Annotated in this window: 14 protein-coding genes; 9 read left to right on the forward strand and 5 right to left on the reverse strand. The window is 50.9% G+C overall.

The window, feature by feature from the left end; all coding sequences use genetic code 11:
* Nucleotides 1-33 precede the first annotated feature (33 nt).
* From corA to Q320_RS0114965, 3 genes are all read right to left on the reverse strand, one after another.
* Nucleotides 34-996 (reverse strand): magnesium/cobalt transporter CorA, encoded by a 963-nt coding sequence (gene corA, locus Q320_RS0114955; RefSeq protein ID WP_027469673.1) that lies wholly within the window; start codon nucleotides 994-996, stop codon nucleotides 34-36.
* 221 nt (nucleotides 997-1,217) lie between these two features.
* Complete coding sequence (locus tag Q320_RS0114960) at nucleotides 1,218-1,910, reverse strand: FecR family protein (protein ID WP_051534798.1); 693 nt, start codon at nucleotides 1,908-1,910, stop codon at nucleotides 1,218-1,220.
* A gap of 291 nt (nucleotides 1,911-2,201) precedes the next feature.
* Entirely contained in the window at nucleotides 2,202-4,379 is a 2,178-nt protein-coding gene (locus Q320_RS0114965) for a CHASE2 domain-containing protein (RefSeq protein WP_027469675.1), read from the reverse strand.
* 214 nt (nucleotides 4,380-4,593) lie between these two features.
* Between Q320_RS0114965 and Q320_RS0114970 the strand changes: the two genes are divergently transcribed.
* From Q320_RS0114970 to Q320_RS0114990, 4 genes are all read left to right on the forward strand, one after another.
* Nucleotides 4,594-4,944, forward strand: a complete 351-nt coding sequence (locus tag Q320_RS0114970) for a DUF1428 domain-containing protein (RefSeq protein WP_027469676.1) — start codon at nucleotides 4,594-4,596, stop codon at nucleotides 4,942-4,944.
* A gap of 644 nt (nucleotides 4,945-5,588) precedes the next feature.
* The gene (locus Q320_RS0114975) at nucleotides 5,589-6,641 is read left to right on the forward strand and encodes a carbohydrate-binding protein (RefSeq protein ID WP_027469677.1); all 1,053 of its coding nucleotides are present in this window, start codon (nucleotides 5,589-5,591) and stop codon (nucleotides 6,639-6,641) included.
* 218 nt (nucleotides 6,642-6,859) lie between these two features.
* Complete coding sequence (locus Q320_RS0114980; protein ID WP_027469678.1) at nucleotides 6,860-7,753, forward strand: cation diffusion facilitator family transporter; 894 nt, start codon at nucleotides 6,860-6,862, stop codon at nucleotides 7,751-7,753.
* A 164-nt stretch (nucleotides 7,754-7,917) separates the two neighbouring features.
* On the forward strand, nucleotides 7,918-8,277 hold the full coding sequence (locus tag Q320_RS0114990; RefSeq protein WP_027469679.1) for an MmcQ/YjbR family DNA-binding protein: 360 nt from the start codon (nucleotides 7,918-7,920) through the stop codon (nucleotides 8,275-8,277).
* Nucleotides 8,278-8,381: 104 nt separating this feature from the next.
* Here Q320_RS0114990 and Q320_RS20095 read toward each other — a convergent pair whose 3' ends face one another.
* Both Q320_RS20095 and Q320_RS0115005 read right to left on the reverse strand, forming a co-directional pair.
* Nucleotides 8,382-9,092, reverse strand: a complete 711-nt coding sequence (locus Q320_RS20095) for an HAD family hydrolase (protein ID WP_035853966.1) — start codon at nucleotides 9,090-9,092, stop codon at nucleotides 8,382-8,384.
* A 227-nt stretch (nucleotides 9,093-9,319) separates the two neighbouring features.
* The gene (locus Q320_RS0115005) at nucleotides 9,320-10,462 is read right to left on the reverse strand and encodes a GNAT family N-acetyltransferase (RefSeq protein ID WP_051534799.1); all 1,143 of its coding nucleotides are present in this window, start codon (nucleotides 10,460-10,462) and stop codon (nucleotides 9,320-9,322) included.
* 406 nt (nucleotides 10,463-10,868) lie between these two features.
* On the opposite strand from Q320_RS0115005, the gene Q320_RS0115015 reads away from it, so the two are divergent.
* The 5 genes from Q320_RS0115015 to Q320_RS0115040 all read left to right on the forward strand — a co-directional run bounded on the left by Q320_RS0115015 (nucleotide 10,869) and on the right by Q320_RS0115040 (nucleotide 14,836).
* Nucleotides 10,869-11,417, forward strand: coding sequence for a YaeQ family protein (locus Q320_RS0115015; RefSeq protein WP_027469682.1), 549 nt, complete (start codon nucleotides 10,869-10,871; stop codon nucleotides 11,415-11,417).
* A gap of 60 nt (nucleotides 11,418-11,477) precedes the next feature.
* Complete coding sequence (locus Q320_RS0115020) at nucleotides 11,478-11,699, forward strand: hypothetical protein (RefSeq protein WP_027469683.1); 222 nt, start codon at nucleotides 11,478-11,480, stop codon at nucleotides 11,697-11,699.
* A 105-nt stretch (nucleotides 11,700-11,804) separates the two neighbouring features.
* Nucleotides 11,805-13,208: an EAL and HDOD domain-containing protein gene (locus Q320_RS0115025; protein ID WP_027469684.1), complete on the forward strand. Its 1,404-nt coding sequence runs from the start codon at nucleotides 11,805-11,807 to the stop codon at nucleotides 13,206-13,208.
* Between the two features lie 44 nt (nucleotides 13,209-13,252).
* Nucleotides 13,253-13,939 (forward strand): MarC family protein, encoded by a 687-nt coding sequence (locus tag Q320_RS0115030; RefSeq protein WP_027469685.1) that lies wholly within the window; start codon nucleotides 13,253-13,255, stop codon nucleotides 13,937-13,939.
* 669 nt (nucleotides 13,940-14,608) lie between these two features.
* Nucleotides 14,609-14,836, forward strand: coding sequence for a hypothetical protein (locus Q320_RS0115040; protein ID WP_027469687.1), 228 nt, complete (start codon nucleotides 14,609-14,611; stop codon nucleotides 14,834-14,836).
* Nucleotides 14,837-14,842: the final 6 nt, after the last annotated feature.

The following is a 14,842-nucleotide window of genomic DNA, read 5'->3' on the forward strand; positions in this document are numbered from 1 at the left end:
ATATTTATATATAAAGCTTTCATGCAGATACCCCTACAGCCAGCCCTTGCGTTTAAAGAACCAATACGGTGCAATGCCGGAAGCAATCATGAGTACTAAAGCGGCGGGGTAGCCCCAGTTTTCGGTCAGTTCGGGCATGTGCGAGAAATTCATGCCGTAGATCGATGCGACTAAAGTCGGCGGCAGAAATACCACGCTGGCGATTGAGAAAATCTTGATGATTTTATTCTGCGCCAGATTAATCAAACCCATCACCGCGTCCATCAAGAAGTTAATCTTATCGAACAAAAACGCGCTGTGATTATTCAGCGATTCCAAATCGCGCAGTACTTCGCGCAGATCGCCTTCTTGCGCCGTCGCCAGCACTTTGGAGCGTAATAAAAACGATAGCGCGCGGCGCGTATCCATTAAATCCAAGCGTACTTTACCGTTAATGTCTTCGTGCCCCGCCAATTCGGCCAAAGCTTGCCCCATCAATTCATCGGTCATTTCAGCACTGCGATCGAGTACGCGGCGGCTCACGCCATCGAGCTTGGTGTAAATTTCTTCGAGCACATCAGCGTCGTATTCGACCGCCGCATCGTAAATCGACAGCAGGATTTCCTGCGCCGTCGACACAAAGCCCGGCTGCACGCGTGCGCGCAGGCGGAACAAGCGAAACACCGCGAGTTCTTCTTGGCGTATGGTGAGCAAACGGCCTTGATTCAGCAAAAACGATACGGTGACGTTGCTGTATTCATCATTGTCGTGCGACAGAAAAAACGAGCTGATATGCACGCCATTTTCGTCGATATAGCAGCGCGCCGATTCTTCCAAATCTTTGACTTCTTCGTCTTCGGGCAGCTCCAAATGAAACACCTGCTGCACCAATTCACGCTCGGTATCAGTCGGATCGACCATATCGACCCACAGCACTTCGGGGCGCGACAAATCATCCGGCACGAGTGCTGGCACTTGAATCAAACGGCCTGCAGAAAGGACAAAGGCGTTAAGCATAGGAAAGCCTGTAAAAGTAAGGGCGCAAGAGCAATAAGCGCGCGATTATACGCCGCAAAAAATCCCGCCGCACTATGGAGCCTACTCTCGTTTTTGTCATTCCGGCGAAGACTGCTACCCAGAGCGACCATCCCCATTACAGCTGGATTCTAGCCTTGCTTTTAGCTACGCAGAGCGCCGCCGGAATGACGATTCCGGCCATTCATGATTGAAGTTTTGCACTAATAACGCGAGCGCGATGTGCCGTAGTTTTTCAAAAATGGCGGCACGCGTCCGACGAGCGCTTCAAGCATGCTTAATTCGGCATCACTGTGATTCATCGGCACGCTGGCCTCCATTAAAGGTCGATTTATATCGGCATAAATCCACAGCGGTTTTTCGTGATGTTGCGTTGTTTGCGTAAATGCTTGATTGGCTTGCGCAGTGGGCGTGTACTTCGCCGTACCATAGCAAAGGCAAACATAAGTTTTATCGGCCTCGGCCTCGATATACACCGCAGTGCCACGAATGCCTAGCGTGACGGTTGGTGTCTCGATTTGCGTCTCGCCTTTGGCAAATACCGCCAGCAGCCGCCCAGAAACCACGCGCAGCAATTGCGTAAAGCCACTTCCGCTTGCCGTTTCCAAGCGAATCTGGCTCCCAGCGCGCTGCAAATACGCATCTTTGCCGACAATAAATACCACCTCAGCATCAGCAAAAGTTTCCAGCGCATCGCCCATCTTCACCAATTGCCCAACGCTGGCGGGCTGGCCATTCAGATGCACTTTGCCTTTGAGCCGCACAATGCCTGTTTCTTGCTTTGCGGCAAAAGCATCACGCCAACAAATGCTATTACCCAATACCAAGGCTGCGGCTAAGCGTTGCAGAAGCTGGCGACGAGAATAATCAGCGGGGCGGTAAATTGGATTGTTCATTGCGAAGACTCCAGATTGCATTGATCAAAAATACTTATCTTTTAAGTGCCTATGGCACGGTGTTTTACAGTCGCAATCCGCGACGAGGACTCACTTTCTTTGCTTCGCCAAAGAAAGTAAGCAAAGAAAGGCGACCCGAGCGCGCATCGGTCCCCGATGCCCTCGATCGATCGTGAGCCAAACGATAAAGCTGTTTGTCTCTCTCCTCACTCGGTGCGCTTGGACGGGATTTTAAGCCCCAGCCCAATCATCGCGACTAGGCATTAGTGGGTATATAGACCACCACATGAGCTATTTGCGATCAAACCCATACACGCCATCCCAATCGGCGGGTGGGGGCGATTGGCGGTGCTGCGAGATTCGTTCTTGGTATAACTGCACGAGTATTTTGTTATCTAGGGTATTGAGCGCTAGCTCTGCATTAGCAAAGTCTAGCGAGCGATACATCGCTAAAAATTTTCCCATCAATTCCGCCTGCGGCAACTCAGATTCTAAAATCGGTTTGTACAGCGTTACCGCCGTCTGCTTGCCCAACACGCGTACGCGGTCGATTTCCATATAGTGAAACTCGGGCGCAGCGTTTTTCGTCGCTTCGCCGACCAACACGCCGACGCCGTAGATTTTGGTCAGGCTCTCAATCCGTGCCGCCAAATTCACCGTATCGCCCAGCGCCGTGTAGCTCATCCGGTATTTAGACCCCATATCGCCGACGTTCGCGACACCGGTGTTGATGCCGATGCCGACCGCAATCGCTGGCCAGCCGCGTTGCTGCAATTCTGGATTAAGCCGCGCCAGCATCGCCTGAATTTCCAGCGCCGCCGTCACCGCATGCCGCGCATGTTGCGCGTCGTCCACTGGCGCGCCCCAAAATGCCATCACGCAATCGCCGATGTATTTATCAATCGTGCCAGCCTGATAATCCGCGCCTGCGCCTTGCCGAATCACCGTCGAAATCGCCGTCAGAAATTCATTCATAAACGCCGCCAGCTCCGCGGCATCCATGCCTTCGGAAATACTGGTAAAACCACGCACATCGGTGAATAAAACGCTTAACTCGCGGCTTTGGCCTTGCATGCTGTAGCTCGCGGGCGATGCGCTCATTTTATCGACCAGCTCGGGTACGACATACTGGCCGAACAGCTCGGTGAGCTGCTGTTTGTCCCGCGTTTGCTGAAAATAAGCACAAATCATGTGGATAAAATACAGCAGAAGAATTAATAAAACGCTGCTGCTCAGCGCCATATTCAAACCTTGCTCGCGCCATAAATAGGCATTAATGCCGACTACCAAAGCCAAAATCAGCACAGTCGCCAGCGTGGCGCGCAGTGGTGCATTTCGCTTGAGCAAGAGTAGCAATAATCCCGAAATCGCCAGTAATTGCAGCAATTCTGCGGCGCGCAAATAGTCGGGTCTATGCAATAACGTGCCGTCGAGCAAGCCCGACAGCAAATTGGCGTGCACTTCAACACCGGGGAAACCTTCGCCCATCGGCGTCGTGCGTAAATCATTCAGTCCCGGCGCACTGGTGCCGAGCAAGACGATTTTGTCCTGCAATTGCGCGGGCGGGATTTTCTGGCTCAGCACATCGGCGGCGGATAGATAGGTATACGTTTGCGCGCCGCCACGAAACGGCACTAAAGCCCGTGCCGCCTCATCGGTCGCCAACATGCGATCACCAAGCCGAATGCCTTCGATGATGCCTGCCGCGCCATCGTCAACAACGATGGGCATGGGCGGTGGTACATCTTGCGCGATCTGAGCTAAAGCCAGCGCCAGCGCCGGATACACCGCGCCCTGAATATTCACAACCAGCGGAATCCGCCGACTGATGCCATCACCATCGCTAACCGGCACAAAATGCCCACCTGCCACGTGGCTCAGTTGCGGCAAATTCGCGCCAAAATGACTACCGCCGTGAAAGCGATGGGCGAGTGCGCTCCAATCTGTTGCAGCCAACGCGGGTGGTAATACGCCGCTAGAAACGCCGTGCTCACCAAAATAAAAACCGGTGACAATCCGCCGATTTTCTAGCGATTTCGCCAGTTGCGCGTCGTAATCAAGTTGCGGCTGCAAGCGCTGTAATGTTTGCAGAAAAGCCGGATTGTTTTTCAATTCACTGCTCGCCAATGCATTTAGCACCGGCAAACCGCTGCTGGTATCTGGCTCAGCAAACACCAGATCAAAACCCAGCGCGCGAACGTGATAGTGATCGAACAGCGTATCGACCAAGCTGGCAACGCGATTACGCGGCCACGGCCAGCGCCCCAACGCAGCGAGGCTGGCCTCATCAATATCAACAATAACAATGCGCGGATCGGGCAGCTTGGGCGCAATCAGCCGCATTCGCCAGTCGTAGCTCAAGGTATCCAGCGTTTTTAATGCAGGTATCGCCACCCAGCCCAAGCTATGCAAGAGCAGCAGCGCAATACATAGCAGGGATAAAATACGGGGAAGATGACGGCGTAGCATGATCGCAGACTCAAACAAGAAGCTTCACTCTAGCAGCCGCCGTCACATCGCGCCGAAGCGCCAGCGCAACCTATCATCAGCCACTCCGCCCAATTGCTGACACAAAAACCAAAATTCAAATCAGTTATAATTCAGCCTCGGCCGTCGCTACGCGTTCCAACTCGCCTTGCGCCGCTGAAAAACAGACTGATCAATTCACGCCAAGGAGCAAGAAATGTATATCGATGGATTTGTAGTCGCCGTACCGACCGCCAACCGCGCCGCCTACCGTGATTATTCGGCGGCAACCGCGCCGATTTTTAAAGAACACGGCGCACTCAGCATCGTTGAATGTTGGGGTGATGATGTGCCGGAAGGCAAACTGACGTCTTTTCCGCTCGCCGTCCAGTTGCAAGAAGGCGAAACCGTGGTGTTTTCGTGGACCACGTGGCCATCCAAAGAAGTGCGCAATGCCGCGTGGGAAAAACTAATGCAAGACCCAAGATTCGATCCCAAAACCAATCCAATGCCATTTGATGGCAAGCGGATGATTTATGGTGGATTTGAGGAGTTGTTGGCGGTGTGATGGGCAAGTGGGGCGAATTGCCCCATTGAATTCAATCTGCTGCGCTCTTTAATTCTGTGCCGCGCTGGTGCTGCGCGGCACTTTTTTTCGCCAAGAAAACGACGTTTAGGCGAAGCTAAACGCAGCCCCTTATCTGCACCAACTGCGTCGGTTTGATATCAAGAGGTTTACCAGCCCAAGACCGACGGGCAAGCAATAATGTCGATGTATTGCCAGCTAGTCATTGGCAATGAATGGCTACAGCCAAATACATCTAAATAGTAGGGTGTAACAACCAAAGGGCGTTACACCGATTTAGCCGTCTTGGTGTAATGCCCTTCGCTTATTAACACCCTAAGGCTTACGAGTTAAGCATTATTTGTTAAAGCCTACCTACGGGCAAGATGACGGCTCATGATAGCGGAGTCAAACAAGGAGCTTCACTCTAGCCGCCGATCCGCTGCGCAGCGAGCGATGAGTCGGATAATTCAAGAGGCTAGCGCCTCATCCCCAGCATTGAAAACACCAGAAATTACGACAGTGGTGGCAAGGCGTTTGCCAATGGCATATTCGTATGCCAATGTAAGCAGCCCCATCTTTGATGGGGATATCCCTAGTCAGCAATAGACTGAACGGGTTCGATTAATGGACGTAGGAGACGCACTATGAAATATCCCCGCATGCTCAGCACACTGGCGCTTGGTTTAAGCACTTTAATGGTTTCGCAACTCGCGCAAGCCACTTGCCAACCCCCACCGTCACCCGTCATACCCCCCTATAATTTAGCGAACGATGAACAAAAACTGGGTTTCATTCCACAGCTCACTGGCCCCAGCATCGATTACAGCTGCCCATCTCCTCGCCCCAACCCTGATGGCTCTATCGGCTATGACATTCGCCATGCCTACTATTTTGCATTTGTCCTTAATAAATCGATTGTGCATTCACTTTCAGATGCTGAAATGCAAGCGATTGGCTTGGGCGGCCACCTTGTTGCTTCTACCGGCTCTGTTAGCCAAGCTGCACCATGGGTCAGCGAGACGATTTATCAGCAGGGCAACAAAGTGCAATGGCAAGGTGTTGAATACACCGCCCAATGGTGGACGCAAGGCGAAACACCAGGTTCAGCGCAAGGCGCTTGGCTGAAGGCCGTTAGCAATACGCCAACTGCGTGGGATGCGGCGCAAGTTTACCAAGCCAATAGCAAAGCGATTTCCGGCAATAAAGTCTGGCAGGCGCGCTGGTGGAATCAAAATGAAGTGCCTGGCAGCAATGAATGGGGTGCATGGCAAGCTACCAACGAGGCACTGCCTACATCAGGCGTTGGGCGTTATAGCGCGATGATTAGAGCAGTTAATGGGGGGCTAGCCATTAATGTGCAAGCCGCTCACTCAAATTCAACGCCACCCGCTTATATCGAACTACGGGAAAATGGCCTTGCGATTGGCAGACTCAGCGAATTTCCTAAAATGGCCGTTGACTGCCAAGTGGGAGACACTCATTGCGCCGCAGGTGTTTACTGGACTAGCACTGCCACAATCCAAGCCAGCGCGTTTTCTACCCCATTTAAGTATTACAGCCTATGGGCTTGCTCGACTGAGACCCAATGTCGCCCAACGAAACTGACTACGTTCTTCCAAGATCGCGGTATTGGCGGCAGCGCTAGCGATAGAACCACCACCATCCATCCGAGCGAGCCATTCCCGCTACGCGATTAAGCTAAGCAGACGTCAACAGGCGCGAGCTTTATCTCTCCCAAAATCTCAATCTTCAAGCATGAAGATTGAGATTTTTTTTTGCTGCGTAGATTTCATAAATTCAAAGTGCATGATTGCCTATAGGATTTTTGATCCAAGCCAGAAAATCTCGTCTCTTCATTTTCGCTTCATGCCACCTTGCTATACTCAGCAGCGCAATCGTCACCCGAGATTTAACCATGCACATCCAGCACGACACACCCAACAAACATCAAGCCGCCAAACGCAGCACGTGGATTAGCGTCGCGGTGAATATCGTGCTGACGATCACTCAGCTGGTGGCGGGTGTGTTCGCGCATTCGCAGGCATTGATCGCCGATGCGATTCATTCGCTATCGGACTTAATCGCCGATTTTGTCGTGCTGTTTGCCAATCATCACAGCCAAAAAGATGCCGATGACGATCATCATTACGGCCATCAGCGCTATGAAAACGCCGCCTCGCTGGTGCTGGGCACGCTATTGCTGGTCGTCGGTGCGGGCATGTTGTGGTCGGCACTCGGCAAGTTGCAACATCCCGAAGCGATCCCGCAAGTCAAACCCATCGCGCTGTGGGTGGCGCTGGGTGCGCTGCTGAGTAAAGAGCTGCTATTTCGCTATATGCTCGCCGTCGCCGAACGCGTTCGCTCCAGTATGCTGATCGCCAATGCATGGCACGCGCGCTCGGATGCCGCCTCGTCCCTCGTCGTCGCGCTCGGCATTGGCGGCAACCTGCTCGGCTATCATCTACTCGACCCCATCGCCGCGCTGGTCGTCGGCCTAATGGTCGGCAAAATGGGCTGGAGTTTTGCATGGGATGCGATGCACGATTTGATGGATAGAGCCGTGGATGAAGCGACCATCGAACAAATCCGCCAAACCTTACTCGGCACGCCCGAATTGATCGGCATCCACGCGCTAAAAACCCGAAAAATGGGCGATTTGATCTTGGTCGATGTGCATTTAGAAGTTGACCGCACGATGAGCGTAGAGCAAGGCCACCATATCGCAGTCCAAGCCCGCGAGCGTGTGTTGGCGCAGCATGTCGATGTGCTGAATCTGATGACGCATGTGGATCCGGTGGATGTTAAATAGCTGGTGTATTGCCTGCTATTCCTTTTTAAATAAGCTTCGTAAACAAATACCCTAGGTGAATTTTTACTGCATCGTTGCCGCTATTTGCGCATATCAACTTTGTCGGCGCTCAAATCGCCGACATCAGTTAAGATCAAGGCAATCAATTTCGCAGCACCCATCTCATGAATGTTGACGACGTAAAAACTTATTGCCGCAGCTTGGCGGGCGCGAATGAAGTTGAGTTTGGGCATCCGTCGAATATTCTGGTGTTTCAGCTTTTGGATAAAAAATTCGCCTATTTCAAAACCAGCCAACCCGAGCAATGGCGCTTTAGCCTGCGCGTTCATCCTGAACGGTTTTTAGAATTGACCGACCAGCCTGGCATAAAACCCGCGCGCTATATGGGGCGCTTTCACTGGGTAACGATAGTCGATGTGGCGGCGATGCCGGCTGAAGCTTTGCGCGAACTCATCAACGTGTCTTACCAAAAAGCGCTGGCGAGTTTGAAGCAAAAGCAGCGGAAAGAATTGAATATTTCCTAGGTGTATTGCCATGTAGGAATTTAATCATATTGGCTACAGAGCAATACATCGCTATGCAGCAGGCACTTAAAACCATGAATACCTAATCTGAACATCAGCGCTGTTTAAAGCCCTCCCGAAATTACCCCTTCACTCGGCAAATCAAACGCATGCCGGATTCGCGCGCCTAGCTCTTCTGGGCTGCGTGAGATAATCACTTCGGGCACCGCGTATTTGAGCGTGAGGCGGCGGAAATCTTCGAAGCCGTAGGACACCATAAAGGGATTAAATCCCGCCGCCTGCATCGCCAAATAATCTTTGTGTTCGTCACCGCAAGCAAATGCGCGGGCGGGGTTGATGCCCAGCTGCGCCATCGCGGTGCTGAAATAAACGTCTTTTGACGTTTTCAGCGGAATGCAGCTAAAAAAATCCAATTGCTTAATGTCCAAATCGTGCCGTGCAAACAGGCGAGCGAGCGTAATGGCAGGCTCGTGCGTGACATTGCGCGTGACCAAACCGACCTTGATTCCCGGCGTGGCCAGTAATTGCCGCAGCAAAGGCGCGATGCTGGGGTAGAGCACCGCTTGTTCACGGTAAATATCGGTGAGCGTGGCGATGAGTTCTTTACGATTGGAATTGCCTAGGCTTTTGGCGAGGTTGCGCGGGAATTCTTTTAAGCCACCCAGATATTTGAATAAATTGCGGCGTTTTTGAAAGCGCTCCAAATCGCCGATCTGCATGCCATGTAGGCTAAATGCCGTCTCAATGGCGCTAAAAGCATCGATAATCGTGCCATCTGCATCTAACAGGATGAGTTTGTCGCTACTCGCATACATGGCAGGCTCCGCGCAATCGTGCTGGCAAATACTACGCAGATTAAGCGCGGATTATTCAAATGTGATGAAACGGGGATGTAATCGCAATAAAGAGACACTGCTTATAAAGTCAAAAGCGGGGATCACGAAAGGCACGAAAAAAAAGGCAAAAAAGGCAAAAAAGTATTTTAGTTTTTTCGGCCTTTTTTCGTGCCTTTCGTGATCCATGTTGTTGATCTTGACGTTGATTATTCGGCAAGCCGAAAGGGCAAATGCGTTGCCATTTCTTCTTGGTAGTTTTGCGTTGCCGCTGCTTCGCGGGCGATGAATTGGGCGACGCTGTGGCGCATGCGTGGGTCGGCGATCCAGTAGCTGCCCCAGGTCATCACCGGCTCAAAGCCGCGCGCTAGTTTGTGTTCGCCTTGTGCGCCGGGCTCAAAGGAAAGCAGGCCGTGTTCAATCGCGTAGGCGATGCCTTGGTAATAGCACAGCTCAAAATGCAGGCCGGGGCAGTCAATATCTGCGCCCCAGTGGCGGCCGAACAGTGCGGTGTCGCTGCGATAGCAAATGGCGGAAGCGACCAAATCATCGCCTTGGTAGGCCACAAACACCACCATCGCGCGGCCGATTTGCGCGGCGAGTTGCTGGAAAAATTCCAGCGAAAACGCCGGATGATTGCCATAGCGACGGAAAGTGTCGGCGTATTGGCGATAGATCGCTTGCCAACTTGCAGCGTCGATTTCATCGCCGTGCAAAGTCGCTAAACGCAAGCCCGCATCACTGACATAACGGCGCTCGCGCTTGAGTTTTTTGCGCTTAATCGCAGTAAACGTCGCCAAAAAATCGTCAAAATCGGTGTAATTCCGATTTTTCCAGTGAAATTGCACGCAACCGCGTAACAGCATGCCCGCATTTTCTAACGCAGCACGATCGCGCTCTTGCACAAATAAGCATTGCCACGACGAGACTTTGAGTTCTTCCGCAACATGAATCGCCGCTGCGATTAGCTCATCTCGCGTGGATTCTGGCTCACCATGTGCCAACACACAGCGCGGCCCCGGTGAGGGCGTAAATGGGATTGCTGATACCAATTTGGGATAGTAGGCGAGCCCTGCGGATTGCCATGCTTGATCCCACTGCCAATCGCGTGAAAAGTCGCCAAAAGAATGCTGGCGCAAATACAGCGGCAACAAAGCGCGTACAGATTCGTCGGCGGCTTGCAGTAATACATGCAGCGGCTGCCACGCCAAATCGGGGCTGGCTGCGCCGGTGCTTTCGGCAAGCCCCAAGAATTCCCGACTTAAAAACGGATCATTACCACGCGCCAATTGCGCCCATTGTGCGGGGCTGAGATCGTTGGCGCTGCGCAGCAATGCAATGGAAGTGCTCATTTGTGGCCTTTATCCGAATGAAGGCTGAATTTATCACAGGCAAGTTTAAAAACGGGAGTCCACGAAAGGCACGAACAGGAGCTAAAAATGCCGAAACGCTCGACGACTTTCCTGATTAGAGCCCTATCTCTGCTGACAAAGAAATGCTTTTCGTGAGAGCGGGCTTGCCCGCGAATACACTGCTTGCGGCTTCACTACGTTTCGTATTGGCACAGCTTTCGCGGGCAAGCCCGCTCCCACGGGATCTTGTTGAGATGGCTGACTGTAGGATGATTTTTGGTTTCTTCGTGCCTTTCGTGTTTTTCGTGGACTAGAAATTTGTTTTTACTGAGTGAGTTGGTATCAAACCCACTCTTACAGCCGAGGGCGATTCCGTTACACTATCGGCCTCACGAGGAAGACGCAAATGGCACTTAAATCAACGGTTTTCAAAGCCGAACTCAATATTACCGATATGGATCGTGGCTATTACCAAAGCCATGCACTAACGATTGCGCGGCATCCGTCGGAAACCGACGAACGTATGATGCTGCGTTTGGTCGCTTTTGCGCGCCACGCCAGCGAATCGCTGGAACTCACACGCGGCTTATCGGCTGATGATGAGCCGGATGTTTGGCAAAAAGATCTCACTGGCGCGATTGAAACGTGGATCGAGCTGGGTTTGCCCGATGAAAAACGCATTAAAAAAGGCTGCGGTCGCTCAAATGAAGTTTGGGTCTACGCCTACGGCGGCCGCGTCGTCGAGATTTGGTGGGATGGCATCAAAAATCAGCTGACGCGCTTTGAGCATCTGAATGTGGTCAGTATTCCTGCCGATACCTTGGCTGAACTCACCAAAATGACAGCACGCACGATGCAGATTCAATGCACGATTCAAGACGGGCAAATGTGGGTTTCGGACGCCAGCCATAACGTGTTGGTCGAAATGACCGTCTTACAATCAGCAAGGGTATAGCTCTATAAGCTTTAATTATAAATATCTACATTCAAATACCCTGCTAGCGAGAGGCAATTGATGTTTCGAATTTTGGCATTATTACTTGGACTTGGCTTTCTCTATATCAAAATGAGCGATAACGACGCAATGAGTTTTAGCGCTGTCGTTTTCGCCGTTATTTTGCTTGTGTACGCGTTGGGTGGCGCAAAATGGGTAGGCAAAATTAATTCAAGTTACAACTCAAATCCGATTGATGAGTTTAAAGCGATCATAAAAGGAAAAACGCCACCTAAAACTTAAGTTTGCATCGCTGCAGATTTGTGCGAAAAATAAGCATTTTATGTAGACTCCCTGCTGAAATCGCACTGATTTTCTATACTGAGTGGCACTTTACGGATTGCCACTATGCCTAGCTTGTTTTCCCGCCTATTTCAAAATGCCACGCCGGAAGTCGATTCGGCGGCATTTGAGCGCTTGAATGCTTTGTCGCCACGCATGGAGAGCGATGAAGCGGGGGCGTGTGCAACACCGCATCCCGAAGACAAAACCATCATTTGCCGCGAAACGATAGTCAATCGCCAAGAGCGCGTCGTCGGCCATGAATTTATGCTGAAGAAAAATATCACCGAGCGTGTGCATATCGGCCATGCAATGCGGCGCTTGTACGATCAGGCTTTGCTCAGCCAGTTAATCAACCTACCTTTATTGCAATTACTGGGGCAACGTTTTGCTTTGGTGAATTTGGCCACCGAGCATATTTTGGATGACAAACTGGCTTTGCTATCGGGCCAACACGCTTTGTTTGTACTGCGTTTTTCGGACGAGATGGTTAGCCCAGCCATCATTTTGCAGATTAAAAAACTACGCAAAAAAGGCTTGAAGTTCGGTATTTTGGCGCATGAATGTTTGAATCCCGGCATGGATGAATTGGTTGATGAGATTGATCTATTGGTACTGGATTTAAATGAAGATGCCATTTTCGCCAGCGACATCGCCAGCGCGATTCACGCTCAACCGCATTGGCCCTTGCTGGCTTGCCATATCGATTCGTATGAAGCTTTTGATGCGATGTGGGAATCGACGCTGTATGGCCAGCGCGTTGCTTTTTTTCAGGGCTCATTTATTAGTTCGCGTGACGAGTGGGGTGTGAATCCAATGCCTGCTTTGCGTGCTCCGCTGGCGCGTATTTTGCGCTTGATCGAGCAAGAAGCGGCCACGCAAGTACTTGCCGATGCGCTCAAAGCGGATCCGGTGCTGCTGTATAAATTGTTGCGGATGGCCAAATCGAGCATCGCCGAAACCATAGGTAGTGCCGAGCAAGCTTTACTGAGCGTTGGCCGCGAGCAATTGTATCGCTGGCTAACATTTATGGCGCATAGTCAGCTCGATTTTGCTGAGCATCTTGAACGAGATACTGCGCTGCTGGCGGCGGCATTGCAGCGTGGTCGTCTGATGCGTAATTTGGCTGTGCAGCAATCGCTGCCGCAGGCGGAGCAATTCTTTTTAACCGGGGTGTTGTCGCTGATTGGCGGCATGTTGCAGCAATCAATGGCCGATGCACTTAAAGCGCTCAATCTGCCCGATGCCGTGTTGGCAGCGCTGCTGACGCGCTCTGGGCCGTATTTTCCGTATTTGCAACTGGCGATTGCGGTAGAAATGCAGGATTTTCATGGCATCAGCCAGTGCTGTAAAACGCTTGGTCTTACTGCTATTGGCGTTAAACAAAGCCAGCATGATGCCCAGCAATGGGTTGCTGAATTAAGCCTGCACGATGACGAGCAAAGAGAAACAGCCCGCTATCCTTTCTAAGTGCAAAGCACTAAGATAAAGCATTTTTACGCCGCCGGATTTTCATGATGTTGTACATTTCTACATTCGTTGGGCATTTTTTACTAGTTATTGCCGCACTGATTCCGATTCTAAATCCCCTCGGCCAAGCGCCGATTTTTATGTCGATGACTTCGCGTTATAGCGCGGAAGAACGCGCTATTTTGGCGCGAAAAGTCGGGATTTATGGTTTTTCTCTACTTTTAGTCAGCATGTTCATTGGGATTTATGTACTGGAGTTTTTTGGCGTGTCGCTGGCGATTGTGCGAGTTGGCGGGGGCTTATTGGTGGCGACTGCAGGCTGGCAATTGATGTCGTCTGACGATACATCGCACACGGTGTTGGCGGCGAGCGATGAGCGCCTTTCTGAAGAGCAATTACGCCAACGCGCCTTTTTTCCGCTCACTTTCCCAATTAGCGTCGGGCCAGGCTCGATTACGGTGGCGATTACCCTCGGTGCGGGTTTTAAAACCTCGGGTATCGGCGTTGTTTTGATCCCCGTAGCCAGCGTTTTCGCCGTCGCTGCGGCATCATTTTTGCTGTATTGGTGCTATCGCAATGCCGAACGCTTACTTAAATTAATGGGCGAAACCGGCACCGTGATTTTCTTGCGCCTCTCGGCCTTTATTTTGCTCTGCCTTGGAATTCAGATTTTCTGGAACGGCGCGAGCGAATTATTAGCTGAGTTTGTGCTGCAAAACTTTCCTAAATAAACATTGAGGGGTGCTTGCTAGCACCCCGTATTTACCTCAATCGCAATACGATCCCACTCTGCATTACTTAACGTCACCATCGCATCAACACGGCGTGATGCTCGTCATTCCTACTGCAATTCCCCCCAATTAATATCTTCTCTCATCGACTCGCTGGACGATTCCAAGCCGAGCGGCACTTCTCAATTCACTGAATTCAACAAGCTAGCCTGCCACTTTTACGTCGTTTTATACCGCACAAGGCGCTATTTCGCCTTTTTTTAGTAAAAATTTAAAATTAAATCCGTGGATAACTTGCCCTATTTTTGCGGGTAAAACTCGGTTTAAGTCGGTATGAATTGGGGGAAAGCCAGAGTTACTCACGTCGAAAAAAAAGACTCACCAAAAACTCTGCCCTTAAAACGCCAAGCTATACGCAAATCATCATTTTTGTAAGTTGTTGCTTGTAAGCTCAAAAAGAGACTTATCCACAGGCAAGCGCTAGGCTTATTTATTACTATTAAAATAACTATAAAACCAATAAGAAGAATGCTGAAATCGAGGCTTTTTTGTGGATAAATCCCCATTTTTGCCCAACAAAATCAAATGGCCTGCCATTGAAAACACTGGGCTTAAACGCAAAATTGCGCGAAAATCGAGGCTGCTGCTTTTGAGTGCGAGGAAATCTCTATGGAAGTGAATATTTTTAAAAGCATGAGCAACGCTTCTAAATGCATCGTGCTACCGGTTGATGTCGACGTTGATGAAAGCCAATTGGCCATTGAAGACAAAGACTATGTGCAGGTTTATTTCCTTCGCACTCGTACCTTGAGCATCGGTAACGACAATGTGAGTTTTGATCCTGCTACCGCGATCAAAGCCATTGAAAACCAAGGTTTTTATTTATTTAACGTGTAAAGCTGC

This window comes from Deefgea rivuli DSM 18356 (genome assembly GCF_000620145.1).
GTDB classification, from domain to species: Bacteria; Pseudomonadota; Gammaproteobacteria; order Burkholderiales; family Chitinibacteraceae; genus Deefgea; species Deefgea rivuli.